At 48.0% G+C, this 12611-nt stretch carries 11 protein-coding genes; 7 read left to right on the top strand and 4 right to left on the bottom strand.

All coding sequences use genetic code 11. From position 1 onward, the window contains the following. Positions 1 to 132: 132 nt before the first annotated feature. A complete protein-coding gene (locus ACOGW3_RS21935; RefSeq protein WP_419904896.1) occupies positions 133 to 1653 on the bottom strand; it encodes an ATP-binding protein in 1521 nt (506 codons plus the stop codon). On the opposite strand from ACOGW3_RS21935, the gene ACOGW3_RS21930 reads away from it, so the two are divergent. Then, positions 1640 to 2872, top strand: a complete 1233-nt coding sequence (locus ACOGW3_RS21930; RefSeq protein WP_419901077.1) for an ISL3 family transposase — start codon at positions 1640 to 1642, stop codon at positions 2870 to 2872. The genes ACOGW3_RS21935 and ACOGW3_RS21930 overlap by 14 nt on opposite strands. Before the next feature lie 42 nt (positions 2873 to 2914). Here the strand turns inward: ACOGW3_RS21930 and ACOGW3_RS21925 are convergent, their stop codons facing one another. Further along, complete coding sequence (locus ACOGW3_RS21925) at positions 2915 to 3532, bottom strand: Asp/Glu racemase (protein ID WP_419904895.1); 618 nt, start codon at positions 3530 to 3532, stop codon at positions 2915 to 2917. A 228-nt stretch (positions 3533 to 3760) separates the two neighbouring features. Between ACOGW3_RS21925 and tnpA the strand changes: the two genes are divergently transcribed. The 6 genes from tnpA (at position 3761) to ACOGW3_RS21895 (ending at position 9402) form a co-directional block, all read left to right on the top strand. Then, on the top strand, positions 3761 to 4195 hold the full coding sequence (tnpA, locus tag ACOGW3_RS21920; RefSeq protein WP_419901154.1) for an IS200/IS605 family transposase: 435 nt from the start codon (positions 3761 to 3763) through the stop codon (positions 4193 to 4195). A gap of 227 nt (positions 4196 to 4422) precedes the next feature. Then, positions 4423 to 5424, top strand: a complete 1002-nt coding sequence (gene dctP / locus ACOGW3_RS21915) for a TRAP transporter substrate-binding protein DctP (RefSeq protein ID WP_419904894.1) — start codon at positions 4423 to 4425, stop codon at positions 5422 to 5424. Between the two features lie 81 nt (positions 5425 to 5505). Next, positions 5506 to 6120, top strand: a complete 615-nt coding sequence (locus tag ACOGW3_RS21910; RefSeq protein ID WP_419904893.1) for a TRAP transporter small permease — start codon at positions 5506 to 5508, stop codon at positions 6118 to 6120. Beyond that, positions 6117 to 7412: a TRAP transporter large permease gene (locus tag ACOGW3_RS21905; RefSeq protein ID WP_419904892.1), complete on the top strand. Its 1296-nt coding sequence runs from the start codon at positions 6117 to 6119 to the stop codon at positions 7410 to 7412. Before ACOGW3_RS21910 ends, ACOGW3_RS21905 begins: the two co-directional genes overlap by 4 nt. Positions 7413 to 7455: 43 nt before the next feature. Continuing rightward, positions 7456 to 8607 carry a M24 family metallopeptidase gene (locus tag ACOGW3_RS21900; RefSeq protein ID WP_419904891.1) on the top strand — a complete coding sequence of 384 codons (1152 nt, stop codon included), beginning with the start codon at positions 7456 to 7458 and terminating at the stop codon, positions 8605 to 8607. 9 nt (positions 8608 to 8616) lie between these two features. Next, entirely contained in the window at positions 8617 to 9402 is a 786-nt protein-coding gene (locus tag ACOGW3_RS21895; RefSeq protein ID WP_419904890.1) for a carbon-nitrogen hydrolase family protein, read from the top strand. Positions 9403 to 9482: 80 nt separating this feature from the next. Here ACOGW3_RS21895 and ACOGW3_RS21890 read toward each other — a convergent pair whose 3' ends face one another. Beyond that, complete coding sequence (locus tag ACOGW3_RS21890; protein WP_419904889.1) at positions 9483 to 10790, bottom strand: HlyD family type I secretion periplasmic adaptor subunit; 1308 nt, start codon at positions 10788 to 10790, stop codon at positions 9483 to 9485. Then, on the bottom strand, positions 10783 to 12528 hold the full coding sequence (locus ACOGW3_RS21885; protein ID WP_419904888.1) for a type I secretion system permease/ATPase: 1746 nt from the start codon (positions 12526 to 12528) through the stop codon (positions 10783 to 10785). Before ACOGW3_RS21885 ends, ACOGW3_RS21890 begins: the two co-directional genes overlap by 8 nt. Positions 12529 to 12611: the final 83 nt, after the last annotated feature.

Here is a 12611-nt window from a genome sequence, read left to right as displayed (position 1 = left end):
TTAAGGCTTTGTTAGGAGGATACCATCGTTGGTTTAAACTGGATAGTGGTAGTATCCGGTATTGGTTGAAATGATGAGAGGGTGGGGGATAATCAACAACCAGATTTGTGAGAATTTACTCTTGTTGCTGTATTATTCGAGAGATTCTAGGGCAAGCCGAATTTCCATTTCTTTGCCTTTGGTGTATTGGGCAAGGTCAGCATCGTTGGTCAGGACCTGGTTGTAGAGCCAAGCTCTAATTTCTTCCTGAAAATCTGGAATAAACGCCGAATTTTTATTCTTGTACCATTTATTTTCTCTGTCTTTTAGTTGGCTGATAAAATCTAGATGGTGAACGCGATGATTTTCTATATCGGGGTATCTACACGTCTCCATCACAACTTCTTCTTGTGGAAAATGATGTTGTGTATAGTTGTTTAAATCTTGAAAAAAGGTATCAAACTTCCTTTCATCAAAGTCTTCGTGCGTAATCCGATTTAATAGAGAAACCAGGTATTGATGATCTCGATCAATACTGTCGACGCCAACGCGCATTTGATCGTCCCATACAATGATTTTTTCGTTCGATGCCAAGGGGAGCTCTATCCAGAAACAACTTCCTGTACCCAATTTGCTTTCGAAATCAATAAAGCCTGCCATTCGCTCGATTAAAAGTTTGGTTACCGTCAGCCCAATACCTGTACCCTCGCGCGATTTCATGGAATCTGCGCCAATACGGTGAAACATTTGAAAAACTTTTTCTCGGTCTTTGACGTGAATACCAATCCCTGTGTCAATTACAGAAACCCGGAGAAAACCCTTTTCTGTAATTTCACTTCTGATGTGAACCGTTCCATCATCCTTGTTGTACTTGATCGCATTGGAAAGCAGATTGATTAGCACCTGTTTAAAGCGAAGTTTATCCGTACGTAAGATGATGTCATGGGGCTGATTAAATTCGTTAAAAATCAATATGTCCCGCTGTTCACCCAAAGGTGCAATAAGGGTAAGGCATTCGGTTACGACATCGTATGCGTTGACATCTTCAAGGGAGAGATCCAGTTGATCGGCTTCAATTTTTGCGAGGTCGAGAACTTCATTTACCAAATCGAGTAAATGGTTCCCGCCACTCAGAATACATTCTACATGTTCATTTTGTTCAGGGGTTAGCGGAGATTTTTTATTGATTTGCATGATTTGGGCAAAGCCGAGGATCGCATTAAGAGGGGTCCGAAGTTCGTGGCTCATGCTCTCTAGAAATTGCGACTTGGCCTGATTGGATCTGTCTGCTTCTATCAAGGCGACGTGAAGTGCGTCTTCGGCCTGTTTTCGGTCTGTAATGTCGATAATGCTGACGGCAAGGGCTTTGTAATCTTCTGCCTTTTGAGGAACCCTGAAGGTTATGATCGCATCTATTTCTCTGCCATCAAGTGAACGAAAAGCGGCTTCTGAACGGTAGAGATCTTTTTTGTCCCACATGGCACAGAGTTCATCAATGAACACGTCAATCATGTGGGGGCCAAAAGTGTTTCCAATGTGGTGAAAAAAGTCAGCTTCACTTTGGGGGCTCTTCTCCGCTTTGTTGAGTAGAAAAAGATGCCGACCGCCAAGTAACCTGTTGATATGTATGGTTTCTGATAACTTTACATAGAGCAGGTATATGACAATCAACATCTCGCAGCATATTTTAGGCCTCAAAGGGCAACGTGTAAATGAAATTAAACTGGATGACGGCGGTGTTAAGATTGTCATTCACTGCAGCCGAGACGCGCGTAGGAGGGCTATAGACCCTGCTACAGGCCAGAAGGGAAGCATCAACCAGCATGTCCGCCGACAAGTAAACGACATCCCCCTTTTTGGGTATCCTTGTGTGGTCGAGATTGAGCTGGCGCAGGTTTATATTAACAAGGGCGAACGCCGCATTGAGGGGTGTGATTTTGTTGATAAAGGGTGCCGTTTCACTCACCGATTTTGCCGACTGATCAGTGGATTATGTCGGCATATGTCTATTCAAGCGGTTTCCAGACATTTGGATATACGATGGGAAACGGTCAAGAATATCGACAGGGCATACCTTATTGAAACTCTCCCTACGCTTGATCCTGCAGAGCTAACTGGCTTGGAATATATTGGTGTAGATGAAGTTGCCCGGGCGAAAGGTCATGACTACATGACGGTGGTCTACGATATGGTTGGCGGTCATCTGATCTGGGTTGAAGCAGGCCGAACTGCCGAGGTTTTTTCAAGGTTTTTGAAACAACTGCAACCAGATACAGCCTGCAAAATAAAGGCCGTAGCGATGGATATGGGGCCTGCCTACCAAAAGGCTGTCAGAGAGTCCTTGCCGTTGGCCGACATAGTATTTGACCGTTTCCACGTCATGAAAAACTACAGCAAAGCTATCCATAATCAGCGTCGACTTGAGTTCAGAAAGGCCGATCCAAGTGGTAAAGAGTTGATGAAAGGGACGCATTATCTGTTGCTCAAAAATGCGGATAAGTTGAGTGAAAAACAAAGTGACAAGCTGCAAAGGTTGCTGGAGAGCAATAGCAACCTGAATGCACTTTACGTCTTGAAAGAACAGCTTCAGCTGCTGTGGAGTGCCGCTTCATTTGAGGCGATGGCGGAGCAACTGGAACGTTGGTGCCTGATAGCAGATCAGTCACAGATGCTCTATCTAAAAAAGTTCGCGAAATCCCTACGGAAACATTGTGTGGGCATCTGCAACTACGCCAAACACAAGCTCACAAGCGCCAGGATAGAGGCTGGTAATGTCAGTATAGGAATGATCCGTAAGCGAGCCAGAGGCATCAAGGATACCGAATACTTCAAACTCAAAATTAGACAATCATCCATTCCAGATAATCAATCTATGCTCTATTTGAAATCCTAAATCTACTCAACAAAGCGGAGAAGAGCCACAAAATCTAACAAATTAGTGATTAAGGAAAAGGCCCCCGGCGCCTTCTATGCGATCATTAATTCCAGCCAACCGTAAGCTATCCCACATCATAGCTTGGTTGGAGACAATCACGGGTTTCCCCAGACGTTTTTCCAATGCATCGACGATCTCGAGCGAACGCAATGCACCGCAACTTATGAAAACAGCCTCGGCGTCTTTATGGTCCAGCGAGGCGGCATAATCTGCGATATATGAGGGTTTTACCCGAACCATTTCACTATCCTTTTCAAGATTTAAGCCGCCGATATTACAAATCTCAAATCCGTTTTTTTCCAGGTATTCGGCTTCAGCGTCGTTGATACTGTCGAGGTAGGGGGTTGCGACACTGATGCGACGTACATTTATCGCGCGCAAGGCCCGAATAACCCCTGTGATGAGCGACGTAGCAATCGCCGAAGGTGCGCCTTTGCGAAGCTCCGTAAATACGCGTTCTTCACCAATAACAAGGCTCCCTGACGTACACGCGTAGCTGATAACGTCAAGACTGCCGTCCGGTAACAGGGTTTGAGCCGCGCGTGCGAGATCATCAGCCTGTGCCGACAAGGTTTCCATCGTAATGCTGTCAGGAATAGGGGCGCGGGTGAAGTGCACACCTACACCTGGAGGGCATAATCGGAAAATGTCGCTCTCTATGGTTTGTTCCGTGGCGAGTAAGACAAATCCAAGCTTTGCGCGCGGGTGTCTTCCGCCATCAAGGATTTCATTTTTTAATTTAATCCGGTAAACCCCCGGCTATGCCGGGGGACTCTCAATGGTTTGACCGTTCCCACGGTCTTACATTTCTTTGTTTATTGACCAAAATAACAAAGGAATTAGCCGATGAGAGATTACAAAAGCCTTGCACATACGAGATGGGATTGTAAATACCACGTGGTTTTCATCCCTAAACGCAGGCAAAAAGTTATCTATGGCAACCTACGTCAGTATCTTGGTGAAATTTTCCATGAACTGGCCGGGCATCGCGAAAGTAAGATTGAGGAGGGCCATTTGATGCCGGATCACATTCACATGTGTATCAGCATACCGCCCAAACATGCTGTTTCAAAAGTCGTTGGATACCTAAAAGGAAAAAGCGCGATTGCCATAGCTCGAAAATTCAAAAATAAAGCACGGAATTTCAAGGGTGAAAATTTTTGGGCCCGTGGATATTTCGTCTCAACTGTAGGGCTCGATGAACAGATGGTGAGGGAGTATATCAGAACGCAAGAAGAGCGTGATAAGTACTTTGACCAAATGGATATATTCAATCCATAACCGCTTTAGCGGTTCCCAATTTGCCCCTTTAAGGGGCTCACCCGCTTAAGCCCCCGGCTTTGCCGGGGGTCATTTAACTGAAAATTAGCGGTAGTGTATGCAGCTATCGTCATTTTGACCTCTATTTACTCTAAAAATGATAACTGACAGCCAAGCTGTATACAGCTATATGAATTTACGCAATATAGAAAATGTCGTTAATTAAGCTCTAACAGGGAGATTGCAGAATGAGATTGAACAAAACGTTCGCAGCCATCATGGCTGCTGGGACATTAACTTTTACGGGTGGGGCTTCGGTCTCGGCTGAAGAAGCCATTCTTGGACACGTTATGGATAGCAAACATATTTTCCATAAGGTTTCTGAGAAATTTACCGACAAACTTACCGAACTGTCCGATGGTTCTTTTAAGGTTGATTACCATCCTGGAGGAGATCTTGGGGATTGGACATCAATTGTCGAGCAGGTCATGGAGGGCTCCACCCATATGACCATGACATGGAATCATTCAGAGCTTGATCCGCGCTGGGATGTTTCGGTTTTGGGTTATGTCGCGGATGATTGGAAGTCTGGACGTCGAATTTACGGCCCGAACTCTGCAATGGAGGGCGTATATAACGGGATTATGTCTGATCTCGGTATGGTGCTTTTGGGTGTTATCCCGACAGACTTCACGGGGTATGTCGTCCGCAAGGGTGTTAAGGTTCCAATGACATTCCCTGATGATGCCAATGGTTTTAAAATGCGTGTCCCCGGAATGCCAATGGCTATTGAACGCTATAGTGCTACTGGTTTCTCTGTCGTGCCGATGGCTTTTTCAGAGGTGCATACAGCCCTACAGACCGGCGCCATTGACGGCCGGGCCTATTCCCCGCCATCAGAAGTTCTCTTGTTTAAAGATGTTGTCAGCTCCTACGTGTTTACCCGTGAAAATTTCGAACACACCTTTTGGGTTGCCAATAAAGAATGGTTTGAGGGCTTGAGTGTTGAGCAACAGGGCTGGATGAAATCTGCGGCTTCTGATGCGGTAAACTGGGCATGGGATAATGCAGAAAAAGAAAGCCCTGATTGGATAGAGCAGATCAAGGCTGAGGGGATCAATGTTATTGAGCTATCTCCTGAGCAGTTGACCAAATACCGCAAGCTCGTTGTGGATGTTGAATACCCTTACATGGAAAAAATTATCGGTGCTGAAGTCATGGATGGGATAAGAAAGGCCCGAGCCCAATAAATGTGACAGTCGCAAGAATAGGCATTGTGAATGGGCGGGTATCAAGCCCGTCCATTCATCGTCATAAGGGAAGGTATTTTAATGCCAAAAGAACTTTTACATACGGACAGCCTCGACGACATCATATCACCGATGCCGATCATTCCCGTTCCAGATCAAGAGGCACAGAACGACCCGGTCTATCGGGGTCTTGAAGGACTTTATAATAAGGAAAAATGGCTGGCGTCTGGTTTGCGGGTCATTATGTTTACCGGGATGATTTCGCTTGGCTTGTTAATGGCCTCACAAGTCTTCCTGCGCTATGTACTCGAATTGCCGTTCTTGGGAATGGAAGAGCTCGCGCCAATGCTGGCTTTGTGGATTTATTTCTCAGGCATGGCCTATTGTTCGCGTGAACGCGATCATATCGAGGGTGGTCTTCTTTCGTTGCTTACCCAGAACCCACGAACCCTGATGAGCGTTCGTTTGTTTGGCAGTCTGGTGTGTTTCCTTGCTTTGATTGTGTATGCCTATTTTGGATGGAAATATGCGTCGTTTAATTTCGGTCTCGGACGCAAAAGCGTTTACATGCACTGGCCCAAATATCTGTGGGATTTCAGCATGGTGTCTGGCTTCATCCTAATGATCCTCTACATGACTTTGCAGATATTTTTGGAAACACGATCCCTTTTTCTGGATAAGGTTGGGGCAAAATGACGTTTTTCTTTATCACCATCGCTTGCATCATGGTTTTACTATTGGTTGAGGTGCCTGTCGGCTTTGCCTTTGGAATCGGGGCTTTAATCTACGGTTTTCTTTCTGAAACCAATTTGTCTTTCCATGCCGCCTATGGTTACCAGCAGATAAGCTCTTTTTCGCTTCTGGCGATCCCGTTGTTCATATTATCCGGTACCTTAATGGGGTCGAGCGGGATCTCTGATCGCTTACTGAATTTCGTGAACTCGTTTGTTGGCAGGACCAAGGGCGGTTTGGGGGCTGTAACCGTCATAACCTGTGCGATTTTTGGGGCCATATCAGGAAGTGCAGCCGCGGCTATTGCGGCGGTTGGGAAAATCATGGTGCCCCGCATGATCCGCGAGGGCTATCCCCCCGGACATGCTACAGCACTTGTTGCGGTATCTTCTGTGCTCGCACTTATGATCCCGCCCTCTATTCCCATGATTGTCTTTGCTATTGCGATCCGTGAATCAATTGCGAAATGTTTTCTCGCCACCATGGGTCCTGGGATCATGCTGGCGCTGGTCTATTGTGTGCTCAACTTTGTTTTCCTGCGTAAGGAAAAAAACATCAAAGTTGCGCCAGCCACTTCTGCCAAGGAAACGGTGGAGGTTATTTTCAAGACAGGTAAAAAAGCCAGCCTGGCTGTTATTATGCCTGTGATTGTTTTGGGGGGGATTTATTCAGGAATAGCAACGCCGACCGAAGCAGGTGCTGTTGCGCTCGTCTATACCCTTGTGGTCGGTATCCTGATTTATCGTAGTCTGCCTTGGAACAAACTCTTCTCATCGACTGTTGATGCTGCTCGCTTAACCGGGGCAATCATCATGGTGCTATTTTTCCTTTTCATCATGAGCAGGGGGATGATCCTGGCAAAGGTACCAACTCAGTTTGCTGATATCCTGTTAAGTATTTCGGATAACAAGGTCGTAATCTTGTTGTTGATCAATGTTCTGCTCCTGATTATGGGGGCTATTATTGATGATGTTTCCGGGGGTGTTTTAGCTGCAATTATATTGCTTCCGATCACGCAGAAAATCGGATTGGATCCGATACATTTTGCGGCGATTGTTGGCACAAACCTTGGCCTAGGCAACATTTCTCCGCCTTGTGCGCCCTTACTCTATATGGCTGGCGGGGTAACGAATATGCCCTTGTCCAAGTATGTAGGTCCGACCATGAAATTCCTGCTTCTTGGTCATCTCCCGATGGTACTATTGGTCACATTCGTACCTGAACTTTCTCTCTATCTACCAAGTTTACTTGACTAATTGATGGTTCAAATTGAACATCATTTTCTAAGGAGTATTTATCGTGCTTGAAGAAACAATTGTACGTACCCGCCAGCTGCAGGCTCGAATGAAGGAAAATGGTATTGAAATTGCCGTTTTCACGGATGAGAGTTCCATCGCCTATCTCGCAGGTTTTTGGGGTTATTTGGGGATTGAGTTTGGCCGCCCAACCATGCTGGTTGTGCGCCCTGATGAAGAACCGGTTGTGGTGACCCCATTGATGGAAACGGAAATGGTTGCAGCCATGACCTGGGTTAAGGATGTTCGCTCCTGGGAAGATATGGGGCAGCGCTCATGGGCTCAGGTTCTGAAGGAGATCGTCGGCGATAACACGCAAAGGATCTGGATTGAGCGCGAGACCATTCCAGCCATCGTGCGTAACTTTTTTGACGATCAGTGCAAGGGAACTGAACTTCTCAATATCTCTCCGACCCTCGGGCAGATGCGGATGATTAAATCTCCACTGGAGATTGAGATCATGAAAAAAGCCGGGCAGATCGCCGGATCGATGATGAGTGCCGCGCACAATTCTCTTGAGGTCGGCGCCCAGGAATACCAGTCGGCTCTTGATGTGATCAATGCAGGGACAAAAACCGCCGCTGGGTTTCTAACCGATAAAGGCTGGGAACGTTTTGTATCACCAATGGTGCACAATCTGCAGATTATGCAAAGTGGCGCCGATACATCTATGGTGCATCGTCGTTCAAGCGTACGCAAACTTGAAAAGGGCGATCCGGTTTATTTCTGTTTTTGCAACATGATCCAGTTCAAGCAGTACAAGCTTGGTTTTGACCGCATGTTCCATATTAAGGAAATCTCTGATGCCGCCGCTCACGTACAACAGGCGGCCATTGATGCTCAACAAGCAGCAATCCACGCCATAAAACCGGGTGTTCTAGCCGAAGATATCGCAGCCGTTGCCAACGAAGTTTATCAAGAGCGCGGTTATGAAACGGGCTATCGCACAGGTCGCTCCATTGGGGTTGCCTATCTCGAAGCGCCAGAGCTTAAAGCCGGGGATAAGACTATTCTGCAACCGGGAATGACTTTCGCCGTTGATGGTGGCATTTCCGTAGATGGTGCGTACGGTGGCCGCATTGGTGATTCCATTGTTGTCACGGAAACCGGCTTTGAGTACATCACCGAATACCCACGCCAACTTTTGGTAACTTGAGAGTAATATATGGAAAAAACTTTTAACCTCGCCGTGGCCCAAAGCCCCGGCGAGTTATCAGGGCCAGAAGAGCGTTTGCATTGGCTGTCGAGCAAGCTAAAGGAACTCGATGGTAAAACGGTTGATCTTCTGTTGTTACCAGAGCTCTTTCTCACCGGCTACAACGTCGGCGAAAGGCTGATGAATTGGGCAGAACCTTGTGATGGCCCTATGGCGTTACGGATCAGTGAACTGGCCACTAAGCATAATATCGCCATTCACTATGGCTTTCCTGAACGCAGAAGCGATGGTGTTTACAACGCGGCCCAATGCATTGGGTCAGATGGTCAGCAGCTCAGCATTCATCGCAAATTGATCCTACCCCCTGGTTTTGAAGGAGATCACTTTCAGGCTGGAAAAGGCTGTAACCTGTTTGATCTGAACGGGTTTAAGATCGCGACCCTGATCTGTTACGACGCTGAATTTCCAGAAGCTTTCCGCCACGTGGCGTCTCTCGGAGCACAGCTGGTGTTGGTACCAACGGCGCTTGGGGCGCAGTGGGGTGTCGTCGCGCAAAAGGTGGTCCCAACCCGGGCTTTTGAAAACGGTGTCTATGTCGCCTATGCAAACCAGGCGGGGAGTGAGGGGGATATGACTTATTACGGGGGCAGTTGTGTTATCTCCCCCAACGGTGAAGAGGATGCCAGGGCAGGGGACAACGAAGAAATTCTGATTGCTTCCTTGAGCACCTCAAAGGTCCTCGCCGCGCAAAAACGCCTGCCTTATCTAAGTGATCTAAAACGAATAGATCTCTAAGTGTACTTTTTGTTGGTCAAAAAAAGCCCGGAAGAAAGTATCTTCCGGGCTGAAGTTTATGCTCACTATTTCTTCCCTTGTTAGATTTCTCTAAAGGCACGGTTGAAACCCTGGGAAATAGGTTCAAAGAAATACTCAATAAGGGTTTTTTGACCAGCGAGGATCATGACCTCTGCATCCATGCCGGGGACCAGTTTTTGCTCTCTGGTAAGGCTGCCACTATTATCGAGCTCAATCTCTACCCGATAGAAATCCAGACCGGTTTGTGCATCGGTGAGACGATCAGCAGAGATCGACAGGACATTGGCCTTAAGCGGGGTTGAGTTGCGTTGATTAAAGGCGGACATCCGTACCTGTGCAACTTGGCCCAGTTGAACGGTATCTATATCCTTTGGGGCGATTTTTGCATCTACGATTAGCCGGCCATCGAGCGGTACCAAATCCATCAGGTCGCTACCCGGCGTGATGACGCCTTTGTTGGAATGCACCTGAAGACCCACGATGGTTCCGGAAATAGGTGCCCGGATATTGGTGCGCTGCATAACATCCAGTGCCGCCAGGATGCGTTCATCGAGATCACGGACTTCGGCTTGTGTGGACTTTAATTGTTCGACAATTTCTTTGGTATATTGGTTCTTAAGCTCGGCAATCCGAAGTCTTGATTCTCCTATCGATTGTTCGGCTCTGGCGATTTGAGCGCGGTGTTGCGCGCGACTGCCTGATATTTCAGCTGCTTGGCGTTGCAAGCTTAAAAGGCGTGGTTTACGTGCGAGGCCTTTTTTGAACATACCTCGGACGATGCCAATTTCCTCGTCTATGAGTTTGATTTGATCGGTTTCAGCACTGATTTGTCCTTTGATGCCCTTGATTTCTTCGTTGTACTGGGCGATGCGTTGTTTGAGGATCGCGGACTGACTTGCAACGGAAACGCGACGGGTTTGGAAAATAACTTCCTGGTTTTTCAACACGTCTGCGATATCAAGATTTTTTGCCCGGCGGAGCAATTCATTGGGAAACACGATATTTTCCAGTCCATCCCGCTCTGCCCGCACTCTGGCAGCGACTGAAAGTGCCGAAATGCGACGGCCGTCGAGAAGGGCAAGGACCGCACGCGCTTTTGTGCTGTCGAGAGTGAGTAAAATCTCTCCCTGTTTAACGACTTGGCCTTCGCGTACCAGTATTTGAGAGACGATACCGCCTTCAAGATGTTGAACCGTTTTGCGTTGGCCTTCGACGATAACCTTGCCAGAAGCAAGGGTCGCGCTATCGAGAGGGGCATAATAAGCCCAACCGAAGAAGCCACCAAAGAAGAGTGAAATGACCATAAGGCCTGCAAAAATTGGCTTTCTGGTGAGAGGGGTTGAACTCTTTGTTATTGTATTAGGCATTGGTCACCTCCCGAATTTTTAAGTTACGTTTCCCTTCTGGAACCCCAGTAATTTTAGTGAACATTTCATTGCAGGGACCAAACTCTGTGCGCCCATCGCTGTGCAGGATGAGAATTTTATCCACGTGGCGAAGGATGCTGGGGCGATGGGTAATAATGACGGTGGTGGTTTTATTTTCTGATAGGGTATCAAGTGCACCGACCAGAGCGTTGTCACCTGAAAAGTCCAAACTGGCATTTGGTTCATCGAGAACCACAAAACGTGGATCAGAAAAGAGGGCGCGGGCTAAGGCAATGCGCTGGCGTTGCCCCCCTGAAAGAGCTGCGCCATTACTGCCGATCTGGGTTTCATATCCGTGATCCAACTGTAATATGAGATCGTGAACCCGGGCCATCTGGGCTGCTTTGACCACATCCAGAGCATTGGCTTTACCGTGGCGGCCAATGTTATCGCGCACGGTGCCTTCAAACAACTCTACTTCTTGTGGCAGATAGCCAAGATACTGTCCTAAATTCTCTTTAGGCCATTGAGATATATCAGCGCCGTCCAGGCGGAGGTTTCCTGCTTGTGGTGCAGCCAGGCCTACCAATAGGCGGGCGAGGGTACTTTTCCCCGCGGCGGTGGGACCCGCGATGCCCAGGCTTTCTCCTGGCTCGAGCTTGAAAGAAAGGTTGCGTAGGATAGGCATACCAGCTTCATTGTGAGAATAGATCACATTCTCTACCGAAATCGCCCCTGTGGGTGCAGGAAGCTCCATAACGTCTGGTGAAGCTTCAGCCGGATCACCCATAAGGCCTTGTAACCGATTGTAGGCACTACGGGCAGCTATGGCATTTTTCCAGCAGCCAATAGCTTGATCGACCGGGCCGAGGCCACGGCCGAGCAGTATAGAAGAAGCAATCATGCCACCCGCGGTAAGCTCGCCGCCAAGCACCAGCCAGGCACCAGTGCCGGTCATGGCAATTTGAAGAGAGAGGCGAAGGAAGCGGGAAATTGCTGAAACTGTGCCGGAGCGACGGCTTGCTGTCGCCATGTCATCCAGAGATTCCTGATTGGATTTTGACCATTGACCGACCAAATTCTTGGCAAAGCCCATGGCAATGACGCTGTCCGCATTACGAACCGCGGCCTCTGCATTGTGTAATCCGGCAATCGAGGTTGCGCCTGATCTATGCAGGGCATTGCGAGATACCAAATCGTTGATGATGGCGAGAAGTAGTAACAGGGCCGCACCAGCAGTAGCGATCCAGCCGAGGGTCGGGTGAAGCAAAAAGATAACAAACAGGAATACGGGTATCCAAGGGGCGTCCAGGATCGGAAAGACCGAAGGGCCAGTCATGAAATTGCGAATGATAGCAACGTCGCGTAATCCCTGGGCGCTTTCGTCCGTTTTTTTCTGGCTGGCCAGTAAAAGGTGACGTTCCAACGCGCTATCAGTGAGTTGGCGTTCCATCCATACGCCCAATGAAACCATCACTCGGCCCCGGATAGCCTCCAATCCGGCAAGAGCGATAAAGGCGGCGATGACAATGCCACTGAGGAAAATCAGCGTATCAACGCTGCCACCGCCGAGAACCCGGTCAAAGACCTGGAGCATGTAGAGTGGAGCGGCCAGCATCAGCAAGTTGATAAAAAAGCTGAATAAAGCAACGGCGGTGAAACTGCCGCGAGACCCTTTAAGGGTTTCTGCGAGGCGGTTTTTACCTTTAGAAATAGAAGAAAGCGGTGTGTTGAGCATATTATTGGTCCCTTATTCGTAAGGGTTGAGGTCCGACAAGTGTTCCCTCCTCGGGGATAGAGGGAGAAAAGTGTCGGACCACC

Source organism: Kiloniella sp. (genome assembly GCF_965205715.1).
GTDB lineage: Bacteria > Pseudomonadota > Alphaproteobacteria > Kiloniellales > Kiloniellaceae > Kiloniella.
The sequence above is the reverse complement of the archived record's forward strand: the minus strand, read 5'-3'. Positions and strand labels throughout refer to the sequence as shown.

Excerpts from the sequence above, each read along its gene's own strand:
- tnpA (WP_419901154.1), top strand. The coding sequence starts at position 3,761 with ATGAGAGATTACAAAAGCCTTGCACATACGAGATGGGATTGTAAATAC.
- ACOGW3_RS21910 (WP_419904893.1), top strand. The coding sequence starts at position 5,506 with ATGCCAAAAGAACTTTTACATACGGACAGCCTCGACGACATCATATCA.
- ACOGW3_RS21885 (WP_419904888.1), bottom strand. The coding sequence starts at position 12,528 with ATGCTCAACACACCGCTTTCTTCTATTTCTAAAGGTAAAAACCGCCTC.
- dctP (WP_419904894.1), top strand. The coding sequence starts at position 4,423 with ATGAGATTGAACAAAACGTTCGCAGCCATCATGGCTGCTGGGACATTA.
- ACOGW3_RS21935 (WP_419904896.1), bottom strand. The coding sequence starts at position 1,653 with ATGTTGATTGTCATATACCTGCTCTATGTAAAGTTATCAGAAACCATA.
- ACOGW3_RS21895 (WP_419904890.1), top strand. The coding sequence starts at position 8,617 with ATGGAAAAAACTTTTAACCTCGCCGTGGCCCAAAGCCCCGGCGAGTTA.
- ACOGW3_RS21890 (WP_419904889.1), bottom strand. The coding sequence starts at position 10,790 with ATGCCTAATACAATAACAAAGAGTTCAACCCCTCTCACCAGAAAGCCA.
- ACOGW3_RS21930 (WP_419901077.1), top strand. The coding sequence starts at position 1,640 with ATGACAATCAACATCTCGCAGCATATTTTAGGCCTCAAAGGGCAACGT.
- ACOGW3_RS21905 (WP_419904892.1), top strand. The coding sequence starts at position 6,117 with ATGACGTTTTTCTTTATCACCATCGCTTGCATCATGGTTTTACTATTG.